Here is a 13,540-nt window from a genome sequence, read left to right as displayed (position 1 = left end):
ATCCTTTTTTAAAAAATTTATTATACGTATAATTCTTTTATAGAAAAGAAAAATCTCATATACTGTTAAGCAAAAATTATTTTGTATCCGTTTTCTTCGATTTCATTGTATATATTCTCATGTAGATTGTCAAGTGTTTTTTTGAAAAATTTTTAAAATTTCGAAATTTTGCCATTAATTTTTTTTTAACTCAAGATCAAATTAGCTACAATAGGACTGACAAATACATAGAGAACACCTGTAACACCGATAGCTAATCCTCCCATAGCACCTGCAACTGGTCCATAGCGAAAGGCCGTTCCAGTTCCAACGGCGTGACCTGTCCCACCCAGGGCTAGTCCAGCAGCTACTGGATCGTCTATTTTTAGCCATTTTAGAAGTGTTGGTCCGATTACACTGGTTAAAATACCAGTTGCTACGACAACTACTAGGGTCACAGTTGTCAAGCCCTGCAACTTTTCTGTAATCCCTACTGCCATAGCAGTCGTTACTGACTTAGGAAAGAGGGAAATAGCTAGGAAAAAGTCCATACCAAAGATTTTGGCCACAAGGGCTGTGAAAGAGGTATTGACCACCACCGCCAGCAAACTAGCAAAGAGAATACTGCGAGCATGATGCTTCATCAAGTGGAAACTCTTATAAAGGGGAATTCCTAAAGCCACTGTTGAAGGAACAATTAAGTTATTCAGATAAACCCCACCTTGGTAGTAATCTTGGTAGGAAATGCCAGTCACCTTTAGAAAGATGATAATAAAAATAGCTGACAGCAACAAGGGAGTCGTTAAGGGATGAGGATAGCGTCTGAAAATCATCATTCCTCCAAGATAGGCTAAGATTGACAAAGCAATCCCAAATAGGGGATTGGATACAAATTCGCTCATTTGGCACCTCTTTCTTCATAGTCACCTTCATAGCGTTTTTTGATAAATTGAACCACAAGCGCAATCAGGATGATATTAATCACTGCTGCAAAAAAGACAATCAAGACAATAGGTAGGAGATAGGGAGCAATCACATCAAACTTTTCCATAATTCCAACCGCAGGAGGTAGAAAGAGGATGGTCATGTTGGCCAGCAAAAAGTTCCCCACCATGTTGACATGGCGGATTCGCAGCCACTTGAACTGCAAGGCTAGAAACAGAATAATCAAGCCGATGATACTTCCTGGTATGGGCAAATGAAAAAAACTGGAGATTCCTTCACCGATTAGAGAAATCACAAAGAGAATCATTAACTGAACATATAACTTCATTGTAAACTCCACAAATAGACTTTCTGCATACCAGTTTACTCTTTTTTCAGAAAATTTCAAGGAAATACACAAGAGTTGATGAAAGTTTGAGAAGAAAGGGGATACAGGCAATTACAGACTAGTGAAAACAGGCGTAATTTAGGATCAAAGATTTCAGCGTCCTTCTTGCCAGCTTTCTTGAAAAGTAGTATAATTATTGCATGCGCAATCATCTTGTGATGCAGAGATTGTCCGTAAGTGGACATTATTCTATTTATGACTCTAAAAAGAAAGGAGATACTATGACCTATTTGGAAAAATGGTTTGACTTCAATCGGCGTCAGAAAGAAATTGAAAGTCTCTTGGAAGAGACCATTGCCCAGCAGAGTGACCAAAGTCTGACCTTGAAAGAATTTTACCTGCTCTACTATCTGGACTTGGCCCAAGAAAAATCTCTACGACAGATTGACCTGCCAGATAAGCTTCATCTGAGCCCGAGCGCTGTTTCTCGAATGGTAGCTCGCTTGGAAGCCAAAAATTGCGGTCTGCTTAGTCGCATGTGTTGTGATCAAGATAGACGCTCTAGCTTTATCTGCCTGACAAGTGATGGGCAAAAAACACTGTCCTCTCTACAAAAGGCTGTCGAAGCAAGCTTGGAAACTGGCTTGGATTTCTTGATTTAAGATGATTTTTTAAAAAAAGTTGCGTGCGCAATCATTTTTCTTGACATTCCTTTTTTCAAGGAGTAAAATGAAAACATGATTTAGCAAAGGAGAATCCTATGATTGAAATCACCTATCTTGACGCCAGCAAGCAAGAGAGAACCATGACCTTCGAGTCATACGAAGAATTTGAACGTTCTCAACATGCCTGCCTGATCGGTGTCGCAGACTACTACCCTGTCCAAAAAGTAACCTACAAAGGGCATGATTTGGACTACCATGGGACTTATGGAGATGTCTTCTTCTATCTCATGAAACAAGATTTAAGCCAATATAACTAAAAAGGAGAAATACTATGGCAAAAGCAATTACAGACGCAACATTTGAACAAGAAACTAAAGACGGATTGGTCTTGGTAGACTTCTGGGCTACTTGGTGTGGCCCATGTCGTATGCAAGGTCCAATCTTGGACAAATTGTCTGAAGAACTTTCAGAAGATGTCTTGAAGATCGTTAAAATGGACGTTGATGAAAACCCAAATACAGCTCGTTCATTCGGTATCATGTCTATCCCTACTCTTCTTTTCAAAAAAGATGGACAAGTGGTGAAACAAGTTGCTGGTGTTCATACAGCAGAACAAATCAAGGCAATCGTTGCTGAATTGAGTTAATCATACTAGAGACCAAGTGCATTCATTTGGTCTCTTTTTTCTTGCCCTTTGCCATTTTTCAAAAAATATGCTAGACTGTAACTAGAATATCACGATGTTTGGGACATGCCATCGCTAAAAAAAACCTCTACTTGGTATTTTTTAGCTCCCTCTAGGGAGCTTTTTGCGTGCTCTGAACATTTCCTATTTTGGAAGGAGTACTATGAAACGTCAATCAGCCTTGGTCGTCTTTAGTGGTGGTCAAGATTCAACAACCTGCCTTTTCTGGGCCAAGCAACACTATGAAAAGGTCGAAGCCGTTACCTTTGCCTATGGCCAACGCCACCATCTCGAAATTCAAGTGGCCAAAGAAATCGCTGAGGAACAAGGAATTCGTCATCATATCCTAGATATGTCTCTGCTAGGACAAATCACTGAAAATGCCTTGACTTCAGATTTAGAAATTGAGCAAAAAGAAGGAGAGGTTCCTAATACTTTCGTTGATGGTCGTAATCATCTCTTTTTGTCTTTTGCTGCAGTACTTGCCAAGCAGCGTGGAATTACAGATATTGTGACAGGAGTGTGTGAAACAGACTTCTCAGGCTATCCTGACTGCCGTGATGTCTTTGTCAAATCCCTCAATGTGACCCTCAACCTTGCTATGGATTACGACTTTGTGATCCAAACGCCTCTCATGTGGCTAGACAAGGCTGAAACTTGGGAATTAGCCGACCAACTCGGTGCCTTTGACTATGTTCGTGAAAAGACCTTGACCTGCTATAATGGCATTATCGGTACTGGTTGTGGGGAGTGTCCTGCCTGCCATCTACGCCAACATGGTTTAGAGGTTTATCTCTCTCAGAAAGGAGAGGCCTGATGTTTTTTGCCCCCAAAGAAATCAAACAAGAAACTGGGGAGTCCCTTGTCTACAATCCTCACAGAACCTTGGTATCAAAAGAATTTACCTTCGACGCTGCCCACCACCTCTTTCACTATGAAGGAAAATGCAAATCCCTACATGGGCACACTTATCATCTGCAAATCGCTGTCAGTGGTTTTTTAGATGACCGTGGTATGACCTATGATTTTGGGGATATCAAACAAATCTACAAGGACTACTTAGAACCCCATTTGGATCATCGCTATCTCAATGAAACCCTGCCCTACATGAATACAACTGCTGAAAATATGGTTTACTGGATTTTCCAAACCATGAATCAAGAGTTGCCAGATGAGCACGGTCTTCGTTTGGAATACGTTCGTCTCTATGAAACTCCGACTGCCTTTGCGGAGTTTAGACGGGAGTGGTTAGATGACTAGGGAACGTGTACTTAAACTACCAGTTCTGGAAATTTTTGGTCCAACCTTTCAAGGTGAAGGTCGTGCTATCGGCCAGAAAACCATGTTTGTCCGCACTGCTGGTTGCGACTACCACTGCGACTGGTGCGACTCTGCCTTTACTTGGGATGGTTCTGAAAAACCAACTCGCATGACAGCTGATGAAGTCATCGCTGAATTAGACAAACTAGGAAGCTATGACTACGTCACCCTGTCTGGGGGAAATCCAGCCATCCTAGCTGCCAATATGGCCGAGTTAGTCACCAAGCTCAAGGAACGTGGTGTTACTCTTGCCGTTGAAACCCAAGGCTCCCGCTGGCAACATTGGTTGAAAGACATCGACCATGTCACCTTGAGTCCCAAACCTCCTTCATCTAAGATGGAAGTCAACTTTGAAACCTTGGACTTTATCGTTTCCCAATTAGACCCTGACAAAGTCACCTTTAAAATCCCTGTCTTTGATGATGCAGACCTAGCCTTTGCCAAAGGCATTCAAGAACGCTACCAACCAGATGTCCTCTTCTTATCGGCTGGAAATCCCGAGCCCAAGGCTACAGGCAATATTGTCCAAGACCAACTAGACCGCCTCAAAGAACTCTGGGAACGCGTCGCTGCTGATGATAGCTGGGGCAATGTCCGCGTCCTTCCACAACTCCATACCCTCCTCTACGACAACCAACGTGGTGTTTAAGATTAGAAAGAAAAAATCATGTCACAACAAGAAGAAATGAAAAACCTAAGCCTACTTGGCAATAAAGAAACTACCTACATCTTTGACTATCAACCCGAAGTCCTCGAATCCTTTGACAATCGTCATGTGGAAAATGACTATTTCATCAAATTCAACTGCCCTGAATTTACCTCACTGTGCCCAATTACTGCGCAGCCAGACTTTGCGACTATTTATATTTCCTACATTCCTGACAAGCTCTGTGTCGAGTCAAAATCCCTCAAACTCTACCTCTTTAGCTACCGAAATCATGGGGATTTTCACGAAAACTGTATCAACACTATCGGGAAAGACTTGGTAAACTTGCTAGATCCTCGCTACTTAGAGGTTTGGGGGAAATTTACACCTCGCGGTGGTATTTCAATTGACCCTTACTACAACTACGGTAGACCTGGAACCAAGTATGAAGGATTGGCAGAACAACGTCTCTTCCAACACGATCTTTATCCAGAGAAAATTGACAACCGCTAAACTCATACTCAATGAAAATCAAAGAGCAAACTAAGAAGCTAGCCGCAGGTTGCTCAAAGCACTGCTTTGAGGTTGTAGATAAAACTGACGAAGTCAGCTCAAAACACTGTTTTGAGGTTGCAGATGGAAGCTGACGTAGTTTGAAGAGATTTTCGAAGAGTATAATACGAAAAAGCCCTGTTCCTCAAGCTGAGGAGCAAGGCTTTTTGAGTTTCAATTATTCTTCAGTTCCAAGGAAATTTTTAGCAACAAGAGCTGCAAGAACTCCACCAACGATTGGTGCAAGGATGAAAATCCAAACTTGTTGAAGGGCTGCGCCACCTACCAAGACAGCAGGAGCCAAGCTACGAGCTGGGTTTACTGAAAGCCCAGTAATGTTCAAGCCAGCTAGAATCAAAGCTGTCAATGACAAACCGATGACCAAACCAGCAATTGCGCCATTACCTTTACTTGCTGAAGTTACAGTCATGATGACCAAAACAAACAAGAAAGTTGCAATTGTTTCAAACAAGAAACCACCAAAGACAGTTACACCGTTTGCCAAGGCATTTTCACCAAGACTTGCAGTTGACATACCTGAATTTGCCAAGAGGAACAATACAGATCCTGATGCAAGGAAAGCACCAACCACTTGACCGAGGATGTAGTTTACAAGCTCTGAAGATGACAAACGTTTGTTAACAAACATAGCGATAGAAACAGCTGGGTTCAAGTGAGCACCTGAAACAGTTCCGATTGAGAAGGCTGCGACTACGATTGCCAAACCAAAAGCAAGAGCAATCCCAAGGTGTCCAAGTCCTTCAACACCATTTCCAAAAACAACAGCTCCTGTTCCGATGAACACAAGCATAAAAGTACCGATTAATTCAGCAACAAATTTTTTCATGTTAAATCTCCTTTTTTCAAACTATGTATTAGTCTATCAGAAGAAGGAAAGGGTTTCAAGAAATGTGCTTGCAAATTTTGTGTAAGTTTTCACATTTAATAGTCGAAATCTAATATTGAAAAGATTGAATAGCTTCTTTCAAGTCATCTTGTAAATTATTTCTCTGGTCGAGTTGAACATAGACTTCTAAGAGACAGGATCTGAAATTGGAAAATTTATAAAAATCTTCCCTCTCTTCTATCGGGAAATCAAGTGATTTTATCCAAGAAGCCAGTGTCGCTTGCTCCACCTTGCCTTGCAAAATAGGTTCGTAAAGGACTCTGGCCAAGCGCCAGTCCTCATCATCTATAAATCGAACCGAAATTCTTTTAAATAGTTGGCCAAGTATGTCAAATACTTCATGAACTCTATTTTTAGAAAAGTCTGGATGACAAACAACTTCAGTCAAAAGATCAGCCCCATGAGCAAAAGCATGCACCCAACCATATTGACTTGAAAAACCTGTCGTATCCTCTTCTTTTTCAAGGTAATGCAACCCTTGATCGAGCAACGTATTTCTGATATCAGTTTTAAGCTCTCGATAAAAAAGAGACTGTTCATTGCCATCGGCAGATAAGAGATTGGCATAAATAAGTGCCCTAAAAGAATGCTCATGTACGGTAAGGAAGCAAGCAACCGAAAACAAGAGATAGACCGCCAGCACTACACTATTCCGAACCAAAGACCAAAAGATAAGCATTGTGGGAAAATCTAAACTTTTGGATTTTCCTACAATGCCAACTACGGCGGAATCCCTCCCACTCCTTATATCTTTCTGTATACATTGAATTTGTATTTAGTAAAATGCAGACAACACCACGGATCGGCTTTTGGTTGGACAATTCCAACCAAACACCACAGCAGACAGCAGAAAACATTCTGAACGCTAGGAAGCCGGTATGATTGTTACATATAAGGGGAAGAAAAATTTCTTTTAGGTACTTGCTTTCCTAAAACTGATGTGATACAATGATTTAATCCAGAAAAGGAGTAAAAAATATGCGGCAAGGTATTCTTAAATAAAACTATAATCAAATAGTGGGAACAAAGGATTATGATAGCTCCTTTTGTAGGGGCTTAGTTTTTTGTACCCAATTTAAGAATACTTTTGCCTTATCAATTTTGACATATCCCCAAAAACAGCAATCACAAACAGGTGTATGCTGTATATGTGTATGTCCGCAACTTATAATCCCCAGTGGTAAAAGTATTTTACTGCTGGGGATTTTTATGCCCTTTGGGGCTGTAAAGGGAGGACAATCACATGAAAATAATCAATATTGGAATTCTTGCCCATGTAGACGCTGGAAAGACGACCTTGACGGAGAGCCTGCTATATGCCAGCGGAGCCATTTCAGAACCGGGGAGCGTCGAAAAAGGGACAACGAGGACGGACACCATGTTTTTGGAGCGGCAGCGTGGGATTACCATTCAAGCGGCAGTCACTTCCTTCCAGTGGCACAGATGTAAAGTTAACATTGTGGATACGCCCGGCCACATGGATTTTTTGGCGGAGGTGTACCGCTCTTTGGCTGTTTTAGATGGGGCCATCTTGGTGATCTCCGCTAAAGATGGCGTGCAGGCCCAGACCCGTATTCTGTTCCATGCCCTGCGGAAAATGAACATTCCCACCGTTATCTTTATCAACAAGATCGACCAGGCTGGCGTTGATTTGCAGAGCGTGGTTCAGTCTGTTCGGGATAAGCTCTCCGCCGATATTATCATCAAGCAGACGGTGTCGCTGTCCCCGGAAATAGTCCTGGAGGAAAATACCGACATAGAAGCATGGGATGCGGTCATCGAAAATAACGATGAATTATTGGAAAAGTATATCGCAGGAGAACCAATCAGCCGGGAAAAACTTGCGCGGGAGGAACAGCAGCGGGTTCAAGACGCCTCCCTGTTCCCAGTCTATCATGGCAGCGCCAAAAATGGCCTTGGCATTCAACCGTTGATGGATGCGGTGACAGGGCTGTTCCAACCGATTGGGGAACAGGGGGGCGCCGCCCTATGCGGCAGCGTTTTCAAGGTTGAGTACACCGATTGCGGCCAGCGGCGTGTCTATCTACGGTTATACAGCGGAACGCTGCGCCTGCGGGATACGGTGGCCCTGGCCGGGAGAGAAAAGCTGAAAATCACAGAGATGCGTATTCCATCCAAAGGGGAAATTGTTCGGACAGACACCGCTTATCAGGGTGAAATTGTTATCCTTCCCAGCGACAGCGTGAGGTTAAACGATGTATTAGGGGACCAAACCCGGCTCCCTCGTAAAAGGTGGCGCGAGGACCCCCTCCCCATGCTGCGGACGACGATTGCGCCGAAAACGGCAGCGCAAAGAGAACGGCTGCTGGACGCTCTTACGCAACTTGCGGATACTGACCCGCTTTTGCGTTGCGAAGTGGATTCCATCACCCATGAGATCATTCTTTCTTTTTTGGGCCGGGTGCAGTTGGAGGTTGTTTCCGCTTTGCTGTCGGAAAAATACAAGCTTGAAACAGTGGTAAAGGAACCCTCCGTCATTTATATGGAGCGGCCGCTCAAAGCAGCCAGCCACACCATCCATATCGAGGTGCCGCCCAACCCGTTTTGGGCATCCATAGGACTGTCTGTTACACCACTCTCGCTTGGCTCCGGTGTACAATACGAGAGCCGGGTTTCGCTGGGATACTTGAACCAGAGTTTTCAAAACGCTGTCAGGGATGGTATCCGTTACGGGCTGGAGCAGGGCTTGTTCGGCTGGAACGTAACGGACTGTAAGATTTGCTTTGAATACGGGCTTTATTACAGTCCGGTCAGCACGCCGGCGGACTTCCGCTCATTGGCCCCGATTGTATTGGAACAGGCATTGAAGGAATCGGGGACGCAGCTGCTGGAACCTTATCTCTCCTTCATCCTCTATGCGCCCCAGGAATACCTTTCCAGGGCTTATCATGATGCACCGAAATACTGTGCCACCATCGAAACGGCCCAGGTAAAAAAGGATGAAGTTGTCTTTACTGGCGAGATTCCCGCCCGCTGTATACAGGCATACCGTACTGATCTGGCCTTTTACACCAACGGGCGGAGCGTATGCCTTACAGAGCTGAAAGGATATCAGGCCGCTGTCGGTCAGCCGGTCATCCAGCCCCGCCGTCCAAACAGCCGCCTGGACAAGGTGCGCCATATGTTTCAGAAGGTAATGTAAAGATACATAATCGTCAAGACGGCAACAATCAGAAGTTATGGAGGGTAACAATGGAATATAGTAAGGAAGATTTAATGGAAGCAAAAAAGCAAATTTGGGGAGTGGGAGAGAACATGGGAACAGAGGAAAGTAAAAAAATCTGGGAGGAGAACGCACAATTTTGGGATAATGCAATGGGTGACGAATCTAATGAATTTCACAGAGAGGTAGTGCGTCCCAAAGTAACGGAACTTCTATCTCCTAATCCTGCGGATTACATTTTGGATATTGCGTGTGGCAATGGAAATTATTCTTCGTATCTTGCACAAAGAGGCGCTTCGGTTGTCGCTTTTGATTACAGCAAAAAAATGATAGAATTGGCTAAAAGACGGCAATCACAATATGCAAAACAAATTGAATTTTGTGTGGCGGATGCGACCGATAGAAAAAGTATATTAGAATTAAAAAGAAATCGAGCCTTTACGAAAGCAGTTTCTAATATGGCAATTATGGATATTACGGATATTGAACCACTTCTTATGGCTGTTTATGAACTGTTGCAGGAAAGCGGAATTTTTGTCTTTGCAACGCAACACCCTTGTTTTGTCACGTTGACTGAAAAATATATGACACCGCACAGTTACTATGATATAGCGATTGAAGGGCAACCGAAAGAGCAGATTTATTATCATCGTTCCATACAAGATATTTTTAACCTTTGTTTTAGAGCTGGATTTGTCATTGATGGATTTTATGAAGAATGTTTTAAAACCAACAAAGAAATTCCTATGGTAATGATAGTAAGGCTTAAGAAGGTAAAACGTGATAGCTTAAAATAAATTCAAGTTTGTCGGGTAAATAGCAAACCCAGCCGAGCCAGTCAACGGTCAAGATGAACGGCGCATATGCGCAGCCGTTGACAGCCCCGCCCGCCTTTGCTGGTAGGCAATCAAGGGGCGACAGCAAGAAGTGCCACCGCCCCGCACTATTATTCAGAAAGGGGAATTTCCATGACCGACCAGATAGCCTATCAAGAATATATCCAGCGCAGGTACAACGCCTTTTGCAAGACTGTTATCCGCTGTGCCGCCTTGGACAAGATTTTGAAGCTTAAACGGCAATGGGAACGGCAAGTTTCCCTTGACTATCTGATGAACGAGAAGTTTGTCCAGTTTGCCGCGTCGGAGCCGGACGAGGAATACCCATTTACCGTCTGCGGTCAGACCGTCCTGCTCTGCAACGCCGCCCTTGCCGACGCGATCTCTGTTTTGCCGGAGCAGACGCGGGAAGAAATCCTGCGCTATTACTTTCTGCGCCAGCCGCAGCGCGTGATCGGCGCGTGTATTGGCCGGTCACGCAGCACAGCGGGGCGGCATATCCAGCTTGCCTTGCAGCGGCTACGCGAAGAAATGGGGGTGAGCCGGTATGAGTAGACTTCTCCCCTATGAAACAATCCTCAAAGCCCGTGAGGGCGACCCAGAAGCCGTGAACGCTGTCCTGCTCCACTACGCCGGATATATCCGCTATTTCTCAAAAGTGAACGGGCAGGTCAACGCCGAGGTGGAGGACTATGTAAAGCAGCGGTTAATTGACTGTCAATTCAAGTTCCGGCTTGACGAACCACCGGACAAGTCATAAAAACTGAATACCAGCCGCCACCGACGCGGCCAGCGAAAGCAGTAAGTCTTGAAAAAGATTTACTGCTTTTTTTGTTGTCCGGCTCCGCTCCCGGCCATTTTGCCCCCTGCCGGTTGTAGTAGTAAGCGAGGAGGGAATTTTTCTGCCCTGGTGTTTGGCATTTGGAGCATTTACCCGTAGTAGAGGGCAAAGAGAAAGGATTTCTCCAACACCGGGTAGAAACCACTGCGTCCGGTGTCATTTTAGCGAAAGCGGGCAGGAATGCCCTTTACAGGATTAGTAGTAGCAGAAAAAGAGAAACAAACTTTTGTGGTTGCAGTTTTCCAAAAAAGTGGCGGACGGAAGTGAGAGAAAGTTTGCAGTCACGGAGAGCAAGATTCTACCGCAGTACCAAAATTCGCTTTTCGCTCATTTTGCCCCTGCGGGAATCTTGTTGGGGAGTGCCTTCCCCAAACCCTGCTTATGCGGCTTGCGCCGCTTAAAAATCCCTCAAAATATTTTTTCGGATTTTTCAAAAACAGTTCCGCTTCACACCCCGTTTTTCTCCTATTAGTGAGAGGACACCACGCACAGAAAGGAGGTTTTACCATGCGAAAACGATACAACACGCCGCACCGCAGCCGGGTAGTCAAGACACGCATGACCGAGGAAGAATACGCCGAGTTTGCGGAAAGGCTTTCTGCCTGCAACATGAGCCAAGCCGAGTTTATCCGGCAAGCCATAACCGGGGCAGCCATACGCCCCATCATAACCGTTTCCCCCGTCAACGACGAGCTGCTTGCCGCTGTCGGGAAGCTGACCGCCGAATACGGCAGGATCGGCGGCAACTTAAACCAGATAGCCCGGACGCTGAACGAGTGGCACAGCCCCTACCCGCAGCTTGCCGGGGAGGTACGGGCGGCGGTTTCCGACCTTGCTGCCCTAAAGTTTGAAGTCTTGCAGAAAGTGGGTGACGCTGTTGGCAACATTCAAACATATCAGCTCTAAAAATGCCGACTATGGTGCAGCGGAAGCCTACCTCACATTTGAGCATGACGAGTTTACCATGAAGCCCACCCTTGATGAAAACGGGCGGCTGATACCGAGGGAGGATTACCGCATTTCTTCCCTTAACTGCGGGGGCGAGGATTTCGCTGTTGCCTGTATGCGAGCCAATCTCCGCTATGAGAAAAACCAAAAACGGGAAGATGTGAAAAGCCACCACTATATCATCAGCTTTGACCCACGGGACGGGACAGACAACGGCTTGACCGTAGACCGGGCGCAAGCATTGGGCGAGGAATTTTGTGCCGAGCATTTCCCCGGACACCAAGCCCTTGTATGCACCCACCCGGACGGGCATAACCACAGCGGCAATATCCATGTGCATATCGTCCTCAACTCCCTGCGGATTTATGAAGTCCCGCTTCTGCCCTACATGGACAGACCAGCCGACACACGGGAGGGCTGCAAGCACCGCTGCACCAATGCCGCTATGGAATATTTCAAGAGTGAAGTCATGGAGATGTGCCACCGGGAGGGGCTTTACCAAATCGACCTTTTGAACGGCAGCAAGGAACGGATAACGGAACGGGAATACTGGGCGGCAAAGAAAGGGCAGCTTGCCCTTGATAAAGAGAACGCTGCCAGAGAAGCCGCAGGACAGCCGACCAAGCCCACCAAGTTTGAAACGGACAAGGCGAAGCTGCGCCGGACGATACGGCAGGCACTTTCCCAAGCTACCAGCTTTGACGAGTTTTCTTCCCTTTTGCTGCGGGAGGGCGTGACCGTCAAGGAGAGCCGGGGGCGGCTTTCCTACCTCACGCCGGACAGGACAAAGCCTATCACAGCCCGGAAGCTGGGGGACGATTTTGACAAGGCTGCTGTCCTTGCCCTGCTCACGCAGAACGCCCACAGAGCCGCCGAACAGACCACAGACATACCCGAATACCCACACACCCAAAAGGAACGCTTGCGGGAGGAAAAAGCCGCAAAAACCACCCCGGCAGACAACACCTTGCAGCGCATGGTTGACCGGGAAGCCAAGCGAGCCGAGGGCAAGGGCGTGGGCTATGACCGCTGGGCGGCAAAGCACAACCTAAAGCAAATGGCAGCTACCGTTACCGCCTATCAGCAGTATGGCTTTTCTTCCCCGGAGGAACTGGACGAAGCCTGTTCTGCCGCTTATGCCGCCATGCAGGAAAGCCTTACAGAGCTGAAGCAGGTGGAAAAGACGCTGAACGGGAAAAAGGAGCTGCAACGGCAGGTGCTTGCCTATTCCAAGACCCGCCCTGTCCGGGACGGGCTGAAACAGCAGAAAAACGCCAAAGCAAAAGCAGCCTACCGTCAGAAGCACGAAAGCGACTTTATCATAGCAGACGCAGCCGCCCGTTATTTCAGGGAGAACGGCATTTCCAAGCTGCCGAGCTATAAAGCCCTGCAAGCAGAGATTGAAAGCCTTATCCAAGAGAAAAACAGCGGCTACAACGATTACCGGGCAAAACGGGAGGAATACCGCCGCTTACAGACTGTCAAGGGCAATATCGACCAGATTTTACGCCGGGAACGCAAGCCTGTGAAAAGGCAGGAACAGGAGCGATAAAAACCACCCCAAAATGTACCCGAACCCATACAGAACAAGGGGGCTGCCCCGTACCCTATCCGCAATACCAAAGGATTTTTTAACGGGCTTACAGGGCAGAAAAACCCCGAAAATGATACCGAGATGATACAGAATTACCGCCGATACCGCCA

At 45.9% G+C, this 13,540-nt stretch carries 17 protein-coding genes and 1 pseudogene; 14 read left to right on the top strand and 4 right to left on the bottom strand.

The features are described from left to right. Positions 1-185: 185 nt before the first annotated feature. Both RRU92_RS03830 and RRU92_RS03825 read right to left on the bottom strand, forming a co-directional pair. Complete coding sequence (locus RRU92_RS03830; protein ID WP_315640485.1) at positions 186-881, bottom strand: LrgB family protein; 696 nt, start codon at positions 879-881, stop codon at positions 186-188. Beyond that, positions 878-1,252 carry a CidA/LrgA family protein gene (locus tag RRU92_RS03825; protein ID WP_000781321.1) on the bottom strand — a complete coding sequence of 125 codons (375 nt, stop codon included), beginning with the start codon at positions 1,250-1,252 and terminating at the stop codon, positions 878-880. The genes RRU92_RS03830 and RRU92_RS03825 overlap by 4 nt, the downstream gene beginning before the upstream one ends. Before the next feature lie 281 nt (positions 1,253-1,533). Here RRU92_RS03825 and RRU92_RS03820 point away from each other — a divergent pair, with 281 nt between their 5' ends. The 8 genes from RRU92_RS03820 to RRU92_RS03785 all read left to right on the top strand — a co-directional run bounded on the left by RRU92_RS03820 (position 1,534) and on the right by RRU92_RS03785 (position 5,215). Further along, positions 1,534-1,914 (top strand): MarR family transcriptional regulator, encoded by a 381-nt coding sequence (locus tag RRU92_RS03820; protein ID WP_315640484.1) that lies wholly within the window; start codon positions 1,534-1,536, stop codon positions 1,912-1,914. 98 nt (positions 1,915-2,012) lie between these two features. Then, positions 2,013-2,234 (top strand): DUF4649 family protein, encoded by a 222-nt coding sequence (locus RRU92_RS03815; RefSeq protein ID WP_004250771.1) that lies wholly within the window; start codon positions 2,013-2,015, stop codon positions 2,232-2,234. A gap of 14 nt (positions 2,235-2,248) precedes the next feature. Further along, the gene (gene trxA, locus RRU92_RS03810; RefSeq protein WP_001029584.1) at positions 2,249-2,563 is read left to right on the top strand and encodes a thioredoxin; all 315 of its coding nucleotides are present in this window, start codon (positions 2,249-2,251) and stop codon (positions 2,561-2,563) included. Positions 2,564-2,765: 202 nt separating this feature from the next. Continuing rightward, positions 2,766-3,419 carry a 7-cyano-7-deazaguanine synthase QueC gene (gene queC / locus RRU92_RS03805; protein WP_315640481.1) on the top strand — a complete coding sequence of 218 codons (654 nt, stop codon included), beginning with the start codon at positions 2,766-2,768 and terminating at the stop codon, positions 3,417-3,419. Beyond that, the gene (gene queD / locus RRU92_RS03800) at positions 3,419-3,862 is read left to right on the top strand and encodes a 6-carboxytetrahydropterin synthase QueD (protein ID WP_315640479.1); all 444 of its coding nucleotides are present in this window, start codon (positions 3,419-3,421) and stop codon (positions 3,860-3,862) included. The genes queC and queD overlap by 1 nt, the downstream gene beginning before the upstream one ends. Then, complete coding sequence (queE, locus tag RRU92_RS03795; RefSeq protein ID WP_315640477.1) at positions 3,855-4,571, top strand: 7-carboxy-7-deazaguanine synthase QueE; 717 nt, start codon at positions 3,855-3,857, stop codon at positions 4,569-4,571. Before queD ends, queE begins: the two co-directional genes overlap by 8 nt. An 18-nt stretch (positions 4,572-4,589) precedes the next feature. After that, complete coding sequence (gene queF, locus RRU92_RS03790; RefSeq protein WP_000082591.1) at positions 4,590-5,081, top strand: preQ(1) synthase; 492 nt, start codon at positions 4,590-4,592, stop codon at positions 5,079-5,081. Between the two features lie 11 nt (positions 5,082-5,092). Continuing rightward, positions 5,093-5,215 (top strand): hypothetical protein, encoded by a 123-nt coding sequence (locus RRU92_RS03785; RefSeq protein ID WP_315640475.1) that lies wholly within the window; start codon positions 5,093-5,095, stop codon positions 5,213-5,215. An 83-nt stretch (positions 5,216-5,298) separates the two neighbouring features. On the opposite strand, the gene RRU92_RS03780 is transcribed toward RRU92_RS03785, so the two are convergent. Beyond that, entirely contained in the window at positions 5,299-5,967 is a 669-nt protein-coding gene (locus RRU92_RS03780) for an MIP/aquaporin family protein (RefSeq protein ID WP_315640473.1), read from the bottom strand. 109 nt (positions 5,968-6,076) lie between these two features. Next, positions 6,077-6,631 (bottom strand): annotated as a pseudogene (locus RRU92_RS03775) (DUF2785 domain-containing protein); the annotation flags it as partial. A gap of 639 nt (positions 6,632-7,270) precedes the next feature. Here RRU92_RS03775 and tet(W) point away from each other — a divergent pair. The 6 genes from tet(W) (at position 7,271) to RRU92_RS03745 (ending at position 13,388) form a co-directional block, all read left to right on the top strand. Then, entirely contained in the window at positions 7,271-9,190 is a 1,920-nt protein-coding gene (gene tet(W), locus RRU92_RS03770) for a tetracycline resistance ribosomal protection protein Tet(W) (RefSeq protein ID WP_002586627.1), read from the top strand. A gap of 50 nt (positions 9,191-9,240) precedes the next feature. Then, on the top strand, positions 9,241-10,008 hold the full coding sequence (locus RRU92_RS03765) for a class I SAM-dependent methyltransferase (protein ID WP_002586626.1): 768 nt from the start codon (positions 9,241-9,243) through the stop codon (positions 10,006-10,008). A 171-nt stretch (positions 10,009-10,179) separates the two neighbouring features. Further along, on the top strand, positions 10,180-10,602 hold the full coding sequence (locus RRU92_RS03760) for a sigma-70 family RNA polymerase sigma factor (protein WP_002586616.1): 423 nt from the start codon (positions 10,180-10,182) through the stop codon (positions 10,600-10,602). Then, positions 10,595-10,807, top strand: coding sequence for a helix-turn-helix domain-containing protein (locus RRU92_RS03755; protein WP_002586615.1), 213 nt, complete (start codon positions 10,595-10,597; stop codon positions 10,805-10,807). The genes RRU92_RS03760 and RRU92_RS03755 overlap by 8 nt, the downstream gene beginning before the upstream one ends. A 588-nt stretch (positions 10,808-11,395) precedes the next feature. Then, positions 11,396-11,794 carry a plasmid mobilization protein gene (locus RRU92_RS03750; RefSeq protein WP_034479871.1) on the top strand — a complete coding sequence of 133 codons (399 nt, stop codon included), beginning with the start codon at positions 11,396-11,398 and terminating at the stop codon, positions 11,792-11,794. Continuing rightward, a complete protein-coding gene (locus RRU92_RS03745) occupies positions 11,766-13,388 on the top strand; it encodes a relaxase/mobilization nuclease domain-containing protein (protein ID WP_086433041.1) in 1,623 nt (540 codons plus the stop codon). Before RRU92_RS03750 ends, RRU92_RS03745 begins: the two co-directional genes overlap by 29 nt. Positions 13,389-13,540: the final 152 nt, after the last annotated feature.

Source organism: Streptococcus sp. DTU_2020_1001019_1_SI_AUS_MUR_006 (assembly GCF_032340315.1).
Lineage (GTDB): Bacteria > Bacillota > Bacilli > Lactobacillales > Streptococcaceae > Streptococcus.
Note: the sequence above shows the minus strand (reverse complement) of the source record. Positions and strands in the feature narration are given on the sequence as shown.